We start from the raw sequence: 17,560 nt of genomic DNA, 5'->3' as shown, positions 1-17,560 counted from the left end.
GCATGACAGCCATTTCCCTGGGCCTCCCGGAGGTCCCGGCCCGGCCGATCGCCGAGCGACGCGTGTCCCGGCAGATCCATGTCGGGTCCGTGGCGGTCGGCGGCGGTGCCCCGGTGTCCGTTCAGTCGATGACCACCACCCGCACCTCGGACATCGGCGCCACCCTGCAGCAGATCGCCGAACTCACCGCGTCCGGCTGCCAGATCGTCCGCGTCGCCTGCCCCACGCAGGACGACGCGGACGCCCTGGCGACGATCGCGCGGAAGTCCCAGATCCCGGTGATCGCGGACATCCACTTCCAGCCGAAGTACGTGTTCGCGGCGATCGAGGCCGGCTGCGCGGCGGTCCGCGTCAACCCCGGCAACATCAAGCAGTTCGACGACAAGGTCAAGGAGATCGCGCGAGCCGCGAAGGACCACGGCACCCCGATCCGGATCGGGGTCAACGCCGGCTCGCTCGACCGCCGGCTCCTGGAGAAGTACGGCAAGGCGACTCCCGAGGCGCTCGTGGAGAGCGCTCTCTGGGAGGCCTCGCTCTTCGAGGAGCACGACTTCCGGGACATCAAGATCTCGGTCAAGCACAACGACCCGGTCGTGATGATCGAGGCGTACCGGCAGCTCGCCGCCCAGTGCGACTACCCGCTGCACCTCGGGGTCACGGAGGCGGGCCCGGCGTTCCAGGGGACGATCAAGTCGGCGGTCGCCTTCGGGGCGTTGCTCTCGCAGGGCATCGGTGACACCATCCGCGTCTCGCTGTCCGCCCCGCCCGCCGAGGAGGTCAAGGTCGGCATCCAGATCCTGGAGTCGCTGAACCTGCGACAGCGGCGCCTGGAGATCGTCTCCTGCCCGTCCTGCGGACGCGCCCAGGTCGACGTCTACAAGCTGGCGGACGAGGTCACGGCGGGGCTCGAGGGCATGGAGGTGCCCTTGCGCGTCGCCGTCATGGGATGTGTGGTCAACGGCCCCGGCGAGGCACGGGAGGCCGACCTGGGGGTCGCCTCCGGCAACGGCAAGGGGCAGATCTTCGTCAAGGGCGAGGTCATCAAGACCGTGCCCGAGTCGAAGATCGTGGAGACCCTCATCGAGGAAGCGATGAAGATCGCCGAGCAGATGGAGCAGGACGGCGCCGGGTCCGGAGCACCCGCCGTCACGGTGAGCTGAAGAGCACGGACCGAGAGGGGGCCGAGCGTGACGATTCTGGAGACCATCCGGGGACCACGCGACCTGAAGGCGCTGTCCGAGGCGGAACTCGGTGAACTGTCCGAAGAAATACGCGAGTTCCTGGTGCACGCGGTCGCCAGGACCGGCGGCCACCTCGGGCCCAACCTGGGTGTCGTGGAGCTGACCGTCGCGCTGCACCGGGTCTTCGAGTCCCCGGTCGACCGCATCCTCTGGGACACCGGCCACCAGAGCTATGTGCACAAGCTGCTGACCGGCCGCCAGGACTTCTCCAAGCTGCGCGGCAAGGGCGGCCTGTCCGGCTATCCCTCGCGGGAGGAGTCCGAGCACGACGTCATCGAGAACAGCCATGCCTCCACCGCGCTCGGCTGGGCCGACGGCCTCGCCAAGGCCCGCCAGGTGCAGGGGGAGAAGGGCCATGTCGTCGCGGTGATCGGCGACGGCGCGCTGACCGGCGGGATGGCCTGGGAGGCGCTCAACAACATCGCGGCGGCGAAGGACCGGCCGCTGATCATCGTCGTCAACGACAACGAGCGGTCGTACGCCCCCACCATCGGCGGCCTCGCCAACCACCTCGCCACGCTGCGCACGACGGACAGCTACGAGCAGGTGCTGGCCTGGGGCAAGGACGTACTCCTGCGCACTCCGGTCATCGGCAACACCATCTACGAGTCCCTGCACGGCGCGAAGAAGGGTTTCAAGGACGCCTTCGCCCCGCAGGGCATGTTCGAGGACCTGGGCCTCAAGTACGTCGGCCCGATCGACGGCCACGACATCAAGGCGGTCGAGTCCGCGCTGCGGCGCGCGAAACGCTTCCACGGGCCGGTGCTGGTGCACTGCCTCACCGAGAAGGGGCGCGGCTACGAACCCGCCCTCGCCCACGAGGAGGACCACTTCCACACCGTCGGCGTGATGGACCCGCTCACCTGCGAGCCGCTCGCGCCGTCCAACGGCCCTTCCTGGACCTCGGTGTTCGGCGACGAGATCGTCCGGATCGGCGAGGAGCGGGACGACGTCGTGGCGATCACCGCGGCCATGCTGCACCCGGTCGGCCTCGGCAAGTTCGCCGAACGCTTCCCCGACCGGGTGTGGGACGTCGGCATCGCCGAGCAGCATGCGGCGGTCTCGGCGGCCGGCCTCGCGACCGGCGGGCTGCACCCCGTCGTCGCCGTCTACGCCACGTTCTTGAACCGTGCCTTCGACCAACTGCTGATGGACGTGGCGCTGCACCGCTGCGGGGTGACGTTCGTGCTGGACCGGGCGGGCGTCACGGGTGTCGACGGGGCCTCGCACAACGGCATGTGGGACATGTCGATCCTCCAGGTCGTACCCGGCCTGCGGATCGCCGCCCCGCGCGACGCCGAACAGCTGCGGCTCCAGCTGCGCGAGGCGGTCGCCGTCGACGACGCGCCCACCCTGGTGCGCTTCCCGAAGGAGTCGGTGGGCCCGGAGATCCCGGCGGTCGACCGTGTCGGCGGGATCGATGTCCTGCACCGCGGGGACGACCCGCGGGTGCTGCTGGTCGCGGTCGGCGTGATGGCACCGGTCTGCCTCCAGGCGACCGAGCTGCTGGCCGCGCGGGGCATCGACTGCACAGTGGTGGACCCGCGTTGGGTCAAACCGGTGGATCCCGCGCTGCCGGGTCTGGCGGCGCGGCACGAGCTGGTGGCCGTCGTCGAGGACAACAGCCGGGCGGCCGGCGTGGGCGCGGCGGTGGCGCTCGCGCTCGGCGACGCCGAAGTGGACGTGCCGGTGCGGAGGTTCGGGATTCCGGAGCAGTTCCTGGCGCATGCGAAGCGGGGGGAGGTGCTGGCCGACATCGGGCTGACGCCCGTCGAGATCGCGGGGCGGATCGGGTCCAGTCTCGCGGGACGGGGTGCCGCGGGGGGTCGTGTGGCGGGTGCGGCGCCGTCCGGGCTGATCGCGCAGTTCCCCGCGCCCCTACGGGGCGCTGACCGTGAGGGCGCTTACAAGGAGAAGGAATGACCAAGGAGTTCGACCTCGGCGCCTTGCTGGCCGAGCGTGGAGCCGAGCGGTACGAGCTGCACGGCAAGTACCTCAACCACCAGCTCCCGCGCATGCTGCACACCATCGGCTTCGACAAGGTCTACGAGCGGGCCGAGGGCGCGCACTTCTGGGACGCGGACGGCAACGACTACCTGGACATGCTCGCCGGGTTCGGGGTGATGGGCCTGGGCCGGCACCACCCCGTCGTCCGCAAGGCCCTGCACGACGTCCTGGACGCCCAGCTGGCCGACCTCACCCGGTTCGACTGCCAGCCGCTGCCCGGGCTGCTCGCCGAGCGGCTCCTTTCGCACAGCCCGCACCTGGACCGGGTGTTCTTCGGCAACAGCGGCACCGAGTCGGTCGAGACGGCCCTGAAGTTCGCCCGCTTCGCCACCGGCAGACCCCGTGTCCTCTACTGCGACCACGCCTTCCACGGCCTGACCACCGGTTCGCTGTCGGTCAACGGCGAGACCGGCTTCCGGGACGGCTTCGCCCCGCTGCTGCCCGACACGGCGGTGCCTCTCGGCGATCTCGACGCCCTGGCGCGGGAGCTGAAGAAGGGCGACGTCGCCGCGCTGATCGTCGAGCCGATCCAGGGCAAGGGCGTGCACGAGGCGCCGCCCGGCTATCTGCGGGCCGCGCAGGAGCTGCTGCACCGGCACAAGGCGCTGCTCATCGCCGACGAGGTGCAGACCGGCCTCGGCCGCACCGGTGACTTCTACGCCTACCAGCACGAGGAGGGTGTCGAGCCGGACCTGGTGTGCGTGGCGAAGGCGCTCTCCGGCGGGTACGTCCCGGTCGGCGCGACCCTCGGCAAGGACTGGATCTTCAAGAAGGTCTACTCGTCCATGGACCGCGTCCTGGTCCACTCGGCGAGCTTCGGTGCCAACGCCCAGGCCATGGCGGCCGGGCTCGCCGTCCTGTCGGTCATGGAGAACGACCAGATCGTCGCCAACTCCCGGGCCGTGGGGGAGCAGCTCAAGTCCCGGCTCGCCGCCCTGACCGACAAGTACGAACTGCTCGCCGACGTACGCGGCCGGGGCCTGATGATCGGCATCGAGTTCGGCCGGCCCAGCTCGCTGAAGCTGCGCAGCCGCTGGACCATGCTCCAGGCCGCCCGCAAGGGCCTGTTCGCCCAGATGGTCGTCGTACCGCTGCTGCAACGGCACCGGATCCTCACCCAGGTCTCCGGCGACCACCTGGAGGTGATCAAGCTCATCCCGCCGCTGATCGTCGACGAGACGGACGTGGACCGCTTCGTGGACGCCTTCACGGACGTCATGGACGACGCGCACAGCGGGGGCGGTCTGATGTGGGACTTCGGCAAGACCCTGATCAAGCAGGCGGTGGCCAACCGCTAGCTTTTTGTCTCTGAGGCAAGAAAATTGCCGCAGAGACAAGTCTGCGGCTGAATGGAGGCATGAGCTCCTCCGAGAAAGAGCACGAGAAACAGCATACGGGCGGACCGGTGGGCGACCTGCCCGCCGTCGCCCCGCAGCTGCGCTCCCTGCGCCGCCGTGCCGGTCTCACCCTGGAGGCCGCGGCCCGGGACGCGGGCCTGTCGCCCGCGCACCTCTCCCGGCTGGAGACCGGACAGCGGCAGCCCTCGCTGCCGATGCTGCTCGCGCTCGCGCGGGTCTACGGCACGACGGTCTCGGAGCTGCTGGGCGAGACCGTCGCCGACCGGGACGCGATCGTGCGCGCCGGCGACATGGAACCGACCCGGGCCGGTGGCTGGACGTACTGGCAGGCCGGGGCGTCCGGCCGGGGGATGCAGGCACTGCGCGTCCGGGTGCCGTACGGCACCCAGGGCGACATCGTGCGGGTGCATCCCGGCGAGGAGTGGCTGTACGTCCTGCGCGGCCGGCTCCGGCTGCGGCTCGGTGACACCACGCATGTGCTCGCGCCCGGCGACAGCGCGCACTTCGACTCGCTGACCCCGCACCGGCTCGCCGCCGAGGACCAGGACGGGGTCGAGCTCCTGTTCGTCCACACCCTGCTGCAGAGTCCCACGGCCGCGCTGTGCCTGGGCCCGATCACCGGAGAGCTGCCATGACCGACATGGAGGAGAAGTTCCCCCGGGCCCTGTGGGTCCGGCTCATCATCTACATCGCCGTCGGGCACGTCTTCGCCGCGTTCCTCTACCTGCTGTTCGCCGTCGGCGGCAAGGGCTGAGCGCTCCCGTCCGCGCCCGGCCTCAGTCGAGCAGGCGCTCGCGCAGCCGCTCCCGGGTCTCCGGGGCCAGCTTCAGCCCCTGCTCCAGGTAGGTGTCGACGTCGCCCCACGCCTCGTCGATGCTCTCGAAGGCCGCCGTCAGGTACTCCGCGCGGGCGTCGAAGAGCGGGCTCAGCAGCTCCATCACCTCGGGGCTGTACACGCTCTCGCCGCTGCCGCTGCGCCGCACCTTGTAGCGGCGGTGCTTGGCGTTGGACTCCAGGTAGTCGGCGAGGATGGCGTCCCGATCCACGCCCACCGCGAGCAGTGTCACCGCTATGGAGATGCCCGCCCGGTCCTTGCCGGCCGCGCAGTGCATCAGCGCCGGGACGCTGTCCTCGGCGATCGCGTGCAGCACGCGCGAATGCTCGCCGGTGCGCTCCTTGACGATCGTGCGGTAGGAGCTGACCATCCGGCCCGCGGCCTTGCCGTCCCCCAGGAGCCCGCGCAGCTGCTCGATGTCACCCTCGCGGACCATCGTCCAGAACTCGGCGCCGTGCGCCGGGTCGGTCAGCGGCAGGTTCACGTTCCGCACGCCGGGCAGCTCGACGTCCGGGCCCTCCAGCTTCTGGTCGGCCGCGTTGCGGAAGTCGAAGATCGTGTGCAGGCCGAGCGAGGCGAGGAACTCCGCGTCCTGCTCCGTGGCGTGCGCCAGATGCCCGCTGCGGAACAGCACGCCCGGCCGCACCCGCCGCCCGTCCACGGTCGGCAGGCCGCCCACATCACGGAAGTTGCGCACCCCGGCCAGCTCGGGCTCGGTGGACGGGACCTGCTGCGTCACGGGGGCTCCTCCCGGTCGGCCCCGTCGGCGCGGCTCGTCGACGGGCACTGGCTCGACCATACGACATCGGTTTCCGCAGGCAATGAAGTTGTCCACAGGCATCGCCTCCGGGGCCCGTGGCCCTTGCTTCCGGAACCCGTAGCCCTTGATGATGTTGGTGCTTGAGTGGATCTGTTGGCAGCTGTGTGAGGTTTGAGGGTTCTCGATGGTGGACATCGCCGAAAACGGTCGTACCTGGCTCCTGTCGGGCCCCAGCAGCAGCTATGCGCTGCATCTCACGGAGGCCGACGAACTGCTCCACCTGCACTGGGGCGCCAGAATCCAGCTCGCCGACGCCGAGGAGCTCAGCACCCGGGCACTGCCCGGCTACTGGGCCTTCGAGTCCCCGCTCGACGGCCGCGAGGAGTACCCCGTCGAGGGCGGGCCCCGGTTCGTCCGCCCCGCCCTGTCCGTGCGCACCGAGGAGCGGCGCGGCACCGAGTGGACCTTCGAGGCCTACGAGACCGAGGCCGGCGCGGACGGCGACGAGCTGCGGCTGCGCTTCCGGGACGACGGCATCCTCATCACCCTGCACTACCGGATGCGCGGCGACGTCGTGGAGCGCTGGGTGACCGTCGGCAACGAAGGGCACGCGCGCGTGGAGCTGCTGCGCGCCGACCCCGCCGCCTGGACGCTTCCCGACCGCGAGGGCTGGCGGCTCTCCCAGCTGCACGGCCGCTGGGCCGCCGAGTCCCGCCTCACCAGCGCTCCGCTCACCTACGGCGAGAAGGTCATCGGCAGCCGTCGCGGCCACACCAGCCACCAGCACCTGCCCTGGGTCGCCCTCGACACCGACGCCACCGAGGAGCGCGGCGAGGTCTGGGGCTGTGCGCTCGGCTGGTCCGGCTCCTGGCGGATCGCCGTCGCCCAACTCCCCGACGCGCGCGTGCAGATCACCGGCGGCGCCGGCTACGACGACTCGGGCCTGCTGATGCTGGCCGAGGGGGAGTCGTACACCAGCCCGGTCTTCGCGGGCCTGTGGACCGACGGCGGCTTCGGCGGGGCGAGCCGTGCCTGGCACGCCTACCAGCGGACGTACATCATCCCGGACGCCGACCGGGACCGGCCCGTGCTGTTCAACTCGTGGGAGGCCACCACCTTCGACATCTCCGAGGAGCAGCAGGCCACCCTGGCCCGCCGGGCCGCCGCCATCGGTATCGAGCTGTTCGTGGTCGACGACGGCTGGTTCGGCAAGCGCACCAGCGACCGGGCCGGCCTCGGCGACTGGACGCCCAACCCCGACCGCTTCCCGACCGGCCTCAAGCCCCTCGCCGACTACGTGCACGCCCTCGGCATGCAGTTCGGCATCTGGGTCGAGCCCGAGATGGTGAACCCGGACAGCGACCTCTACCGCGCCCACCCCGACTGGGTGCAGTACCAGCAGGGACGAAAGCGGACGGAATTCCGCAACCAGCTCGTCCTCAATCTCGCCCGCGAGGACGTCCGGGAGTACCTCTGGGAGCAGCTCGACGGCCTGCTGTCCAGCGCCCCGATCGACTACGTCAAGTGGGACTTCAACCGCTGCTTCACCGACGCGGGCTGGCCCGGCGAGCCCTACCCGCAGCGCCTGTGGGTCGACCACGTGCGCGGGCTCTACGCCCTTCTCGACCGGATCCGCGCGGCGCACCCGAACGTCGCCATCGAGTCCTGCTCCGGCGGCGGCGGGCGGATCGACCTCGGCATCATGAGCCGCACCGACGAGGTGTGGACCTCCGACAACACCGACCCGCTGGACCGGCTCGCCATCCAGCACGGCTTCAGCCAGATCCACCCCGCCCGGGTGATGTCCGCCTGGGTCACCGACAGCCCGAACCACCAGCTCAACGGCCGGGTCAGCAGTCTGCGTTTCCGCTTCGTCAGCTCGATGGCCGGGGCGCTCGGCGTCGGCGGCGACCTCTCGCAGTGGACCGAGGAGGAGCTCGCCGAGGCCGGCCGCTGGGTGGAGCTCTACAAGGAGATCCGGCCCCTGGTGCAGCGCGGCGACCAGTTCCGGCTGCGGCCGCCGGCCGGCGGGCTGAGCGCGGTGCAGTACACGCTCGGCGACGAGACCGTCGTCCTCGCCTGGCTGCAGGCCCAGAGCTACGGCGAGCCGGCACCGGCTCTGCGGCTACAGGGTCTCGACCCCACCGCGTCGTACGAATGCCGCGAAACGGGCGAAGTATATCGAGGTGCCGTCCTGTTGCATCACGGGCTGCGCACCGGACTGAAGGGTGACCTGGATGCGTCGGTCATCCGGCTCCGTCGCATCTGATGCATCTGCCCGAATTAGCACCTTCGTTACAACTCGCTCTGGAATAAGGGGACGTGGTGTGACGTGCGTGAGGAGCGTCATATTCGTGACCGTCCGTCGCGCGTCATGCTCACGTAATTCCGGTGCTTCGCAAGACGATTGGAAATCCGAATGGGCCGGAATTCACGGAGGGTGACCGTGAATTCCGGTAACGGATCAAGTGGAACTCGGACAGACGGAACCGGCTGCTTGTCCACGTCCGTCCTACTCCCTTACGTTCGCCACACATCCGGGCGGAACGCCGAATCCTGCCGCCGCCCGGAGTCCCCACACACCCACCCGTGCCCGGCAGGAGCGGGGGACCCACCAGGCAAGACCGCCTGTTCCGGTTCCCGGGACAGGCTTGGGGTGTAGTCGCGCAATGGTGCGTGGCCGGGCAGCTCCAGCCCGAACCCGACAGCTCACCTCGCAGGCGCCGGAGAGGAATGCGCCATGCCCGTAAAGGGTAAGCACCGCCGCCCCAAGTCCCAGCGCCTCACCCGCTCGATGGCCGTCGCCGGAACCGGTGGCGCCGCGCTGGCACTGCCGCTCATGGGGGCCACCGGCGCCCACGCGGCCACCTCGCAGTCCGTTTCCGAAAAGGCCGCGCAGGCACTTCCGACAGTCGAGAAGACCGCGGTGAAGAAGGCGGCCGTAAAGAATTCCGCCGCGCATTCCGTGCACCGCATCTACACTGTGGTGCCCGGCGACTGGCTCGCGAAGATCGCCCGCGAGCAGCACGTCCCCGGCGGCTGGCACCGGCTCTACGCCGACAACCGGCAGGCCGTCGGCGACAACCCCTCGCTGATCCACCCCGGCCTCAAGCTCGCCCTCGGCGGCCGGCCCGCCGCGACGACGGACACCATGGACTCCGGCGCCCGTTCCGAGGTGCCGTCGAACTCGCCGTCGTCCGCCTCGTCCTCGGCCTCCTCCTCGGACGGCTCGGAGGGCTCGGACGGCTCGGTGACGAGTGCCGCCGGTTTCACCCTCCCGGTCACCGGAGCCACCGTCGGCACCGGCTACCACGTCTCCGGCAGCATGTGGTCCAGCGGCTACCACACGGGCGTCGACTTCGTCGTCCCGACCGGCACCCCGGTCAAGGCCGTCGGCGCGGGCACGGTCGTCACGGCGGGCTGGGGCGGTGCCTACGGCAACCAGGTCGTCATCCGGCTCGCCGACGGCTACTACGCGCAGTACGGCCACCTCTCCGCGCTCTCCGTCTCGGTCGGTCAGACCGTGACCGCGGGCCAGCAGGTCGGCCTGTCCGGCGCGACCGGCAACGTGACCGGCCCGCACCTGCACTTCGAGATCCGCACCACCCCCGACTACGGCTCGGACGTGGACCCGGTCGCCTACCTCCGCTCGAAGGGCCTCGCCGTCGGCTGACCCGGCGCCCCACTGGTCTGACACGCACTCCGAAGGCCGGACCCCCGATCCCCGGGTCCGGCCTTCGGTGTTTCCTTCTCGTGGCAGGAGTGCTCAGGGCATCGACAGCGAGGGCGGCACCGCGGCACAGTGATCCCCGGTGTGTGCAAGCGCTTTCCATCACTCCTGACCGCCGGAAGGAACCCGCCGCATGACGACCAGCCGCCGAGCCTTCGGAGCCCTGGCCACCAGAGCCGCCCTCGCTGCCCTCGCCCCCGCGGCACACGCCGCCCCCGCGAGCGCCGCACCCCGGCACCGCCGGCTGCTCGCCCACGACGACTTCCGTCACGGCCTTCGCCAGTGGTTCGTGGAACTGGAGCAGGGCGGCACGGTCACCGCTTCGCAGGGGACGCTGGACGTCGACGTGCCCGCCGGTGCGACCGTCTGGTTCCGTCAGCGTCTCGAAGGGCCGTACGTCCTGGAGTACACCGCCACACCGGTGTCGGAGGGCGGCGGCAACGACCGCGTCTCGGACCTCAACAACTTCTGGAACGCCACCGACGTCCGCTCCCCGGACGACCTGTTCGCCACCCCGCGCGGCGGTGCGCTCGCCGAGTACGACTACCTCACGACGTACTACGCCGGCTACGGCGCCAACTACAACACCACGACCCGGCTGCGCCGTTACGTCGGCGAGCCCGGCGTACGCCCGTTGATCCTCGACTACACCGAACCGCTGCTCGTCGCGAACCAGCCCAACCGTGTCCGCATCGTGTCCGACGGCCCGACCGTACAATGGTGGAACAACGGCCGGTTGGTGTTCGACTACACCGACCCGGAGCCTTACACGGGTGGGCACTTCGCGTTCCGGACCACCTGGAGCCACTTTCGGATCGCGGACTTCCGCGTCTGGCGATCGACACATCAACGCCCCTGATCAGAGCCTTATTCCAGGCTTGGCAAAGTATTTAAAAGTGTCTTATCTCACCGAACGTCAACCCCTTATTACGGTCGCGTAGGTCACAGCCAAAGGTGAATCATGGTCCGACGTGGGAGACGATTCGAAGAGTGACAATGCATCAGTGATCGGGTCGTACGCGGCGGTGGGGGACAGCTTCACCGAGGGCGTCGGCGACCCCGGCCCCGACGGGGCGTTCGTCGGCTGGGCCGACCGGTTCGCGGTACTGCTGTCGGACCGGCGGCCCGAGGGCGACTTCGAGTACACCAACCTCGCCGTACGCGGGAAACTGCTCGACCAGATCGTGGCGGACCAGGTGCCGCAGGCCCTGGCACTCGCCCCGGACCTGGTCTCCTTCTGCGCGGGCGGCAACGACATCATCCGCCCCGGCACCGACCCCGACGAGGTGGCCGAGCGGTTCGAGCGGGCCGTGGCCCAGCTGACCGAGGCCATCGGGACGGTGCTGGTGACCACCGGGTTCGACACCCGGGGCGTGCCCGTCCTCAAGCACATGCGCGGCAAGATCGCCACGTACAACGGGCACGTCAGGGCCATCGCCGACCGGTACGGCTGCCCGGTCCTGGACCTGTGGTCCCTCAAGACCGTGCAGGACCGCCGGGCCTGGGACGACGACCGGCTGCACCTCTCGCCCGAGGGGCACACGCGCGTGGCGCTGCGCGCCGGCCAGGTGCTCGGCGTCGACGTACCCGCCGACCCGGACCAGCCGTGGCCGCCGCTGCCGCACCGCGGCGCCCTGGAGGTCCGCCGCGACGACGTGCACTGGGCCCGCGAGTACCTGGTCCCCTGGATCGGGCGCCGGCTGCGCGGCGAGTCGTCCGGCGACCATGTGACGGCCAAGGGGGCGCTCTCCCCGGACGACATCAAGATGCGGATCGCCTCCGTGGCCTGAGGCGGTACGAGCGGGGTAAGGGGCGGCATCCTTGCGGACCGCCCCTTACTGCTGCCCGGGCAGTCCCAACTCGCGCGCCAGGGCCTCGTCCACCCACTCCTGCGCCCGGGCGCGGGGTACGGCACCCGGGTACGACGTCAGCTGGACGGCGAGCCCGTCGAGCAGGGCGGTCAGCCGCAGCGCCGCCGCCGTGGGGTCGGGGCACCGGAACTCACCGGCCGCCACCCCCTCGGCGATGACCTCGGCGATCGCCGCCTTCCACTGCTGGTCCAGCCCCTTGGTGACGTCCCGCAGCGCGGGCTCCCGCAACGCCACCGCCCAGCCCTCGATCCACAGCCGCCAGCCCTTGGCCTGCCCGGTCGGCGCGTACCAGCGCACCGCCGCCCGCAACCGGCGCAACGCCGACGTACGGCGGCCCAGCAGCTTGCGCAGCCGCGCCAGGTCGTCCTCGGCGGCGAAGGTGAAGGCGGCGGCCACCAGCTTCTCCTTCGTCGAGAAGTGGTACAGCACCAGCGCGTTGCTCACGCCGAGGGCCGAGGCGACATCGGCGATCCGCACCGCCGCCACGCCCCGCGCCTCGATCTGCTCGATGGCGGCCCGCAGCAGTTCCTCCCGCCGCTCGGCCACGCTCAACCGGACTCTCGCCACGCGGTCACCCTAATCGGTTGTCACGCCGCCCGCGTCGCCGTCCCGGGTCAGCGCCAGCCGCATGATCGTCAGGTCCAGCCAGCGGCCGAACTTGATGCCCACCTCCCGGACCGTGCCGACGTCTTCGAAGCCGAACCGGTCGTGCAGCCGGATCGACGCGGCGTTCCCGGCCTCGATGCCGGCGATCATCACATGGTGGCCGGCCTCGCGCGCCGCGGCGATGAGGGGGCCCAGCAGCGCGGAGCCGATGCCGAGCCCATGGCTCCCCTCACGGACGTACACGGAGTTCTCCACCGTGTGCCGGTAGCCGTCCAGCGCGCGCCACGGGCCGTAGACCGCGAACCCGGCCACCTCGCCCGGCGCCCCGGCTCCTTCGGCGACGAGTGCCGAACCGCGCTCCAGGTGGGCGGCGAACCAGGCCGCGCCCTCGGCGGGGGACTGCGGGGTCTCGGTCCACAGGGCCGTCGAGTGCTCGATCGCGTGGTTGCGGATCGCGCGAACGGCCTCCTCGTCACCCGGCCGGGCCGGGCGTACCGTCACCCGGCTTCTCTCGTATATTGGATTCATGTCCAACATAGTAGAACCATCGGCACCGGACCCACTGGTGCGGCAGATCGCCGCCCGTGTCCGCACCGAGCGGGAGCGCCGCCGCTGGACCCTGGCGCAGCTCGCGGAGGCCTCCGGGGTCTCCCCGGCGATGATCAGCCGGATCGAACGCGGCGAGAGCAGCCCCACCGCGGTCGTGCTCGGCAAGCTCTCGGCTGCCTTCCAGCTGAGCGTCGCCTCGCTGCTGGCCCTCGCCGAAGGCGCGCCGGAGCCCGTCGCCGACAGCCCCGGCGTACGGCGCGGCACCGACGCCGCCGAGTGGCGCGACCCCGGCACCGGCTACCGGCGCCGCCAGATCACCGGCCCGCGCTTCCCGGCGGAGATCGCCGAGATCCGGCTGCCCGCCGGAGCCCGGGTGCCCTACCCGGCCGCGGCCTTCGCCTTCGTGCGGCAACTCGTCTGGGTCCTCGACGGCCGGCTGACCTTCCATGACGGCGACACGGTCCACGAACTCGACGCCGGCGACACCATCGAACTCGGCGCGCCCGCCGAGCGGGTCTTCGCCAACACCACCGGCGCCGAGTGCCGCTACGCCGTCGTCCTCACCCGCGACGCCCAGCCGTGAGCCGGCCCTCACGGCGCTGAGCGCGGTGCTCCTCGCCGCTGCTCTCGGGCGCCGCTGAGCGGCCGTCCCGTCACCGGTACCAGCCGAACCGCTCCGCGATCACCGGCAGCCGGTCGGTCACCAGGGCGTGAGCGGCGGTACGCGGGGTCGTGCCGTCGGACTCCGCGCGGTCCAGCATCAGCTCCACCAGGGCCCGCATCGAGCGGCGGGTGTGGGCGAACGCCTCGTCGGCGTCGGGGCCGATGTCGCCGAACAGGGTCCACCACCACCAGGCATTGGTGCCCGAGTTCACCACCACGTCCGGCAGCACGGTCACCCCGCGCGCGGTGAGCCGCTCCTCCGCCTCGGGCAGCACCGGCATGTTGGCCGCCTCCACGATCCAGCGGGCGCCGACCAGGTGCTCGTTACCGGAGTCGATCGCGTACGACACCGCCGCCGGCACCAGCACCTCCGCGTCGGCGGCCAGCCAGGCGTCACCCGGCAGTTCCACGTCACCGGGGCGCAGTACCGAGCGGTCGACGGTGCCGTACGCGTCCCGCGTGCGCAGCAGCGCCTCGACGTCGAGCCCCGCCGGGTTGGCGATCGTGCCCTTGATGTCGGCGACCGCGACGACGGTGAGCCCCGCGCGGGCCAGGAACCGCGCCGTGGCCCCGCCCATCGTGCCGAGGCCCTGCACGGCGACCCGCGTCCCGGCGTACGGCACCCCGGCCCGGTCCAGGGCCGTCAGCGCCGACTCTGCGACCCCGCAGCCACCGGCCAGCTCGTCGAGCCCGATCCCGTCCACCTCGACGGCGAAGGCGTCCGCCAGCCGCCGGCGGGCCGCCGCCTCGTCGTCCAGCAGCGGATACACGGCCTGGACCGAGGAGACCAGCCCCGCCTCGGCGGCCGCCCGGTCCACCAGGTCCTGGGTGAGTCCCAGGTCCTCGCCGGTGGTCCAGAAGCTCTCCACGTACGGCCGCATGGCGCGCAGGTAGCGGACCAGCAGGGCGTACGACCCCGGGTCCTGCGGATCGCAGTCGATGCCGCCCTTGGCGCCGCCCAGCGGGATGTAGCGGCCCTCGGGGTTGTAGTGCAGGGCCTCCTTCATCGTCATGCCGCGCGCGAGCCCGGTGACCTCCTCCAGGGTGCAGCCCGGCCGCATCCGCAGACCGCCGCTGGCCACGCCCCGCACCAGCCGGTCGACGACCAGGAAACCCTGGCGGCCGGTGACGTGGTCGGTCCAGACGAGGGACATCAGGGGAGCGGTCACGGGGGTTCCTCGGGAGCGGTGTGAAGAAACAGTGCTACTGAACAGTGGGTCAGTATTGGGAGGCGGATGGTGCGGTGTCAACGCCGACTGTCACATGGGCCGACCATAATGGGGACCTCGGCGACACCACTGGAGGTACCGTGACCGGCTTGCGTTCCCTGAGCTCCGGGCTCCGCGTGCTGCGGCCCGCTGCCTTCGGCGCGGACCCCGGCGGCGAGCGGCTGGCCCGCATCCAGAGCTCCCCGCACTTCAAGGACGGCGTCTTCCAGAACCCCGGCGGCACCACCCGGATGCGGCCCTCGGGCTCGATGCTGGAGTTCGCGAAGACGTACTTCGAGAAGGAGCAGCGCGCCAGCAGAGCTCCCCAGGGCACCGTCCCGGTGCACCCCACCACCGTCGCCGACCTCGCCGTGCCCGCCGCCACCGGCCTGCGGGTGACGTGGATGGGCCACTCCAGCGTCCTCGCCGAGATCGACGGACACCGCGTCCTGTTCGACCCCGTCTGGGGCGAGCGGTGCTCCCCGTTCCCGTTCGCCGGGCCCAGGCGGCTGCACCCGGTGCCGCTGCCGCTCGCCGCACTCGGCCCGGTCGATGTCGTGGTCATCTCGCACGACCACTACGACCATCTCGACCTGCCCACGATCAAGGCGCTGGCCGGTACGGACACCGTCTTCGCCGTACCGCTCGGCGTCGGCGCCCACCTCGAACACTGGGGTGTCTCCGCCGACCGGCTGCGCGAGCTGGACTGGCACGAGGAGACCAGGATCGGCGGACTCACCCTGACGGCCACCCCCGCCCGCCACTTCTGCGGCCGGGGGCTGCGCAACACCCAGCACACCCTGTGGGCGTCCTGGGTCGTCGCCGGGGAGGAGCACCGGATCTACCACAGTGGTGACACCGGTTACTTCGACGGCTTCAAGGACATCGGGGCCGACCACGGGCCCTTCGACGTGACGATGATCCAGATCGGCGCGTACAGCGAGTTCTGGCCCGACATACACATGACACCCCAGGAGGGCATGCGCGCCCACCTCGACCTCCAGGGCGGGCAGCCGCACGGCGTGCTGCTGCCGATCCACTGGGGCACCTTCAACCTCGCCCCGCACGCCTGGGCCGAGCCGGGGGAGTGGACCAAGGAGGCGGGCGACGAGGCCGGCCAGGCGGTGGCCCTGCCTCGCCCGGGAGAGCCCTTCGAGCCCTCGGGCCGGTTTCCCGCGGATCCGTGGTGGCGTGGAGTCTCCCACCCGGTCAAGACCCCTTGGCGCCGCCCCGAGCCTCAGCCCGCCCCGGTTCCGGCTCTGGCACCCGCGGACGACGAACGTGACCTTGTGGGCGAGTGAGGTACGAGGACCATCATGGCGACACGGCCGCTCTCCACTCGTCACCGGCAGGTGGCCGCAGGCCAGGATCGGGAACCAACCGTCAGCGATACCGCCGGAGTCGGTGAAAGAGAGCCGCACGACAGCGCCGATGGGCACGCTGGGCGGAGTGCGGCTCGGTGGTGACCGGGTCGACGAGCCGGTGACGCACGGATCCGCCCCGCCTTCCCGTCTCGCCCGCCACGACTCCGGCTGAGCGCAGCAGACGCAGGGTCCGGGAGCCGCCGGCCCGCACGATGCGACGGCAGCTTGACCGCGGTCGTACGACACGGAGTTGATGTCCCCTTGCCCACGAAGGCGGTGCCGGAGGCGAATCCGGCGCCGGTCGTCACGTGGACCGGAACGGCTTGTCCGAAAGGGCGTCGACGCGGTTGAGCCTGGCGAACACCGCGTCGACGGTGTAGCCGGCGGCGAACCCCAGGGGGATCAGGAACCAGGCGAGGCGGCGTGCCGAGTCGGGGGTCAGGTGCTCGGCGTTCGTCAATTGCTGGGAGCCCACGTAGAGCATGGCGGCCAGCACCCCGGCGCCCAGTCCGCGTGCCGCTGACCATACGGTGTTGGGTTCGCCCGTCGAGGTGTCCTGCAGCAGGGCGCCGGCGGTCGCGCTCAGCAGGGGTCCCGCCAGCAGGTACGCCACTGCCGCACTGGTCGATTGCGTGCTGTAGCCGAGCCACACGCTCATGGCCGCCAGGACGATCGTGCCGACGGCCACCAGGCCGTGGGCCATGCGGGACCGGCCACGTCTGGCCGTCTCCCGTTCCGACGCGCGGGTGATCTCGCGGCGGCGGGACAGCTGGCTCAGCAGGCTTGCCGTCAGCCGTGCGGCGGATTCCTGGGTCCACTCACTGGCCATCGCGTGGATGTCGTCGTCCGAGGCGTCGTTGCGTTGGCGGTCGAGGTGCTGCCAGACCGTCAGCGCACCGGCGCCGAAAGTGGCCATGGCGATCACAGGTATGCGTTGCGTGAGCGCCAGCACCCCGGCGATGCGCGCGGTGCGGCCACCGCCTATCACGATCAGCCCGTCGGCCTCCAGCAGCGCCCGGTAGTAGGAAACCTCCCAGTCAGCGGCGGGATCGGGCTTGACCTCGATGACGTGGGCCAGATGCTCCGGCACGCCGAAGTCGACGGTGCGGTCATGCGGTGTGCGGACCACCACCTTTCCCCGACGGCTGCCGTTGAGGGCGCTGAGGTAGCCGCTGACAACGTCCCTCTCGATGTAGTCCCCGCTGCTGGAGAAGACCACCAGATCACACTCCGAGCGGGCCAGTTCACGGCCGAGTTCCAGGCATGCAGTCGGAATCCCCTCGGCGTTCTTCAGCGGTGGTCTGTATTCACGGTCGGGCAGGCCACTGCCTGTGATCACGACGGTTGGCCGCATGGAGTCTCTCCGTT

At 71.0% G+C, this 17,560-nt stretch carries 16 protein-coding genes and 1 riboswitch; of the genes, 11 read left to right on the top strand and 5 right to left on the bottom strand.

The window, feature by feature from the left end:
- The first annotated feature begins 2 nt into the window (after nucleotides 1-2).
- The 5 genes from ispG to ACWGKQ_RS16830 are packed head-to-tail and all read left to right on the top strand — an operon-like array spanning nucleotide 3 to nucleotide 5,360.
- Nucleotides 3-1,160, top strand: a complete 1,158-nt coding sequence (ispG, locus tag ACWGKQ_RS16850) for a flavodoxin-dependent (E)-4-hydroxy-3-methylbut-2-enyl-diphosphate synthase (protein WP_453292678.1) — start codon at nucleotides 3-5, stop codon at nucleotides 1,158-1,160.
- 27 nt (nucleotides 1,161-1,187) lie between these two features.
- The gene (dxs, locus tag ACWGKQ_RS16845) at nucleotides 1,188-3,164 is read left to right on the top strand and encodes a 1-deoxy-D-xylulose-5-phosphate synthase (protein ID WP_453292677.1); all 1,977 of its coding nucleotides are present in this window, start codon (nucleotides 1,188-1,190) and stop codon (nucleotides 3,162-3,164) included.
- Nucleotides 3,161-4,546, top strand: a complete 1,386-nt coding sequence (locus ACWGKQ_RS16840) for an aspartate aminotransferase family protein (protein ID WP_453292676.1) — start codon at nucleotides 3,161-3,163, stop codon at nucleotides 4,544-4,546. The genes dxs and ACWGKQ_RS16840 overlap by 4 nt, the downstream gene beginning before the upstream one ends.
- Nucleotides 4,547-4,605: 59 nt before the next feature.
- On the top strand, nucleotides 4,606-5,241 hold the full coding sequence (locus tag ACWGKQ_RS16835) for a helix-turn-helix domain-containing protein (RefSeq protein ID WP_453292675.1): 636 nt from the start codon (nucleotides 4,606-4,608) through the stop codon (nucleotides 5,239-5,241).
- A complete protein-coding gene (locus tag ACWGKQ_RS16830) occupies nucleotides 5,238-5,360 on the top strand; it encodes a DUF6126 family protein (RefSeq protein WP_403059265.1) in 123 nt (40 codons plus the stop codon). The genes ACWGKQ_RS16835 and ACWGKQ_RS16830 overlap by 4 nt, the downstream gene beginning before the upstream one ends.
- A gap of 22 nt (nucleotides 5,361-5,382) precedes the next feature.
- On the opposite strand, the gene ACWGKQ_RS16825 is transcribed toward ACWGKQ_RS16830, so the two are convergent.
- Nucleotides 5,383-6,180 carry a tyrosine-protein phosphatase gene (locus ACWGKQ_RS16825; RefSeq protein ID WP_453292674.1) on the bottom strand — a complete coding sequence of 266 codons (798 nt, stop codon included), beginning with the start codon at nucleotides 6,178-6,180 and terminating at the stop codon, nucleotides 5,383-5,385.
- A gap of 205 nt (nucleotides 6,181-6,385) precedes the next feature.
- On the opposite strand from ACWGKQ_RS16825, the gene ACWGKQ_RS16820 reads away from it, so the two are divergent.
- From ACWGKQ_RS16820 to ACWGKQ_RS16805, 4 genes are all read left to right on the top strand, one after another.
- Entirely contained in the window at nucleotides 6,386-8,470 is a 2,085-nt protein-coding gene (locus tag ACWGKQ_RS16820; protein ID WP_453292673.1) for an alpha-galactosidase, read from the top strand.
- Between the two features lie 305 nt (nucleotides 8,471-8,775).
- Nucleotides 8,776-8,937, top strand: a riboswitch (cyclic di-AMP (ydaO/yuaA leader).
- A 4-nt stretch (nucleotides 8,938-8,941) separates the two neighbouring features.
- Entirely contained in the window at nucleotides 8,942-9,874 is a 933-nt protein-coding gene (locus ACWGKQ_RS16815; protein WP_453292672.1) for a M23 family metallopeptidase, read from the top strand.
- Nucleotides 9,875-10,064: 190 nt separating this feature from the next.
- On the top strand, nucleotides 10,065-10,790 hold the full coding sequence (locus tag ACWGKQ_RS16810) for a DUF6250 domain-containing protein (protein ID WP_453292671.1): 726 nt from the start codon (nucleotides 10,065-10,067) through the stop codon (nucleotides 10,788-10,790).
- Nucleotides 10,791-10,935: 145 nt separating this feature from the next.
- Nucleotides 10,936-11,721, top strand: coding sequence for an SGNH/GDSL hydrolase family protein (locus ACWGKQ_RS16805; protein WP_453292670.1), 786 nt, complete (start codon nucleotides 10,936-10,938; stop codon nucleotides 11,719-11,721).
- Nucleotides 11,722-11,766: 45 nt separating this feature from the next.
- On the opposite strand, the gene ACWGKQ_RS16800 is transcribed toward ACWGKQ_RS16805, so the two are convergent.
- Complete coding sequence (locus ACWGKQ_RS16800; RefSeq protein WP_453292669.1) at nucleotides 11,767-12,369, bottom strand: TetR/AcrR family transcriptional regulator; 603 nt, start codon at nucleotides 12,367-12,369, stop codon at nucleotides 11,767-11,769.
- A 9-nt stretch (nucleotides 12,370-12,378) separates the two neighbouring features.
- Nucleotides 12,379-12,936 (bottom strand): N-acetyltransferase family protein, encoded by a 558-nt coding sequence (locus tag ACWGKQ_RS16795; protein WP_453292668.1) that lies wholly within the window; start codon nucleotides 12,934-12,936, stop codon nucleotides 12,379-12,381.
- Here ACWGKQ_RS16795 and ACWGKQ_RS16790 point away from each other — a divergent pair.
- On the top strand, nucleotides 12,935-13,540 hold the full coding sequence (locus ACWGKQ_RS16790) for a helix-turn-helix domain-containing protein (RefSeq protein WP_453292667.1): 606 nt from the start codon (nucleotides 12,935-12,937) through the stop codon (nucleotides 13,538-13,540). The genes ACWGKQ_RS16795 and ACWGKQ_RS16790 overlap by 2 nt on opposite strands.
- A gap of 70 nt (nucleotides 13,541-13,610) precedes the next feature.
- Here ACWGKQ_RS16790 and ACWGKQ_RS16785 read toward each other — a convergent pair whose 3' ends face one another.
- Nucleotides 13,611-14,789: a Glu/Leu/Phe/Val dehydrogenase dimerization domain-containing protein gene (locus ACWGKQ_RS16785; protein ID WP_453292666.1), complete on the bottom strand. Its 1,179-nt coding sequence runs from the start codon at nucleotides 14,787-14,789 to the stop codon at nucleotides 13,611-13,613.
- A 140-nt stretch (nucleotides 14,790-14,929) separates the two neighbouring features.
- On the opposite strand from ACWGKQ_RS16785, the gene ACWGKQ_RS16780 reads away from it, so the two are divergent.
- A complete protein-coding gene (locus ACWGKQ_RS16780) occupies nucleotides 14,930-16,129 on the top strand; it encodes an MBL fold metallo-hydrolase (protein WP_453292665.1) in 1,200 nt (399 codons plus the stop codon).
- Nucleotides 16,130-16,496: 367 nt separating this feature from the next.
- Here the strand turns inward: ACWGKQ_RS16780 and ACWGKQ_RS16775 are convergent, their stop codons facing one another.
- Complete coding sequence (locus tag ACWGKQ_RS16775) at nucleotides 16,497-17,546, bottom strand: hypothetical protein (protein WP_453292664.1); 1,050 nt, start codon at nucleotides 17,544-17,546, stop codon at nucleotides 16,497-16,499.
- Nucleotides 17,547-17,560 lie beyond the last annotated feature (14 nt).

It is taken from the genome of Streptomyces sp. NPDC054770 (genome assembly GCF_053611985.1).
Note: the sequence above shows the minus strand (reverse complement) of the source record. Positions and strands in the feature narration are given on the sequence as shown.

Bases quoted from the DNA above. Each gene is read 5' to 3' on its own strand.
- ispG (WP_453292678.1), top strand. From the start codon at position 3: ATGACAGCCATTTCCCTGGGCCTCCCGGAGGTCCCGGCCCGGCCGATC.
- ACWGKQ_RS16840 (WP_453292676.1), top strand. From the start codon at position 3,161: ATGACCAAGGAGTTCGACCTCGGCGCCTTGCTGGCCGAGCGTGGAGCC.
- ACWGKQ_RS16835 (WP_453292675.1), top strand. From the start codon at position 4,606: ATGAGCTCCTCCGAGAAAGAGCACGAGAAACAGCATACGGGCGGACCG.
- ACWGKQ_RS16830 (WP_403059265.1), top strand. From the start codon at position 5,238: ATGACCGACATGGAGGAGAAGTTCCCCCGGGCCCTGTGGGTCCGGCTC.
- ACWGKQ_RS16820 (WP_453292673.1), top strand. From the start codon at position 6,386: ATGGTGGACATCGCCGAAAACGGTCGTACCTGGCTCCTGTCGGGCCCC.
- ACWGKQ_RS16815 (WP_453292672.1), top strand. From the start codon at position 8,942: ATGCCCGTAAAGGGTAAGCACCGCCGCCCCAAGTCCCAGCGCCTCACC.
- ACWGKQ_RS16810 (WP_453292671.1), top strand. From the start codon at position 10,065: ATGACGACCAGCCGCCGAGCCTTCGGAGCCCTGGCCACCAGAGCCGCC.
- ACWGKQ_RS16790 (WP_453292667.1), top strand. From the start codon at position 12,935: ATGTCCAACATAGTAGAACCATCGGCACCGGACCCACTGGTGCGGCAG.
- ACWGKQ_RS16795 (WP_453292668.1), bottom strand. From the start codon at position 12,936: ATGAATCCAATATACGAGAGAAGCCGGGTGACGGTACGCCCGGCCCGG.
- ACWGKQ_RS16775 (WP_453292664.1), bottom strand. From the start codon at position 17,546: ATGCGGCCAACCGTCGTGATCACAGGCAGTGGCCTGCCCGACCGTGAA.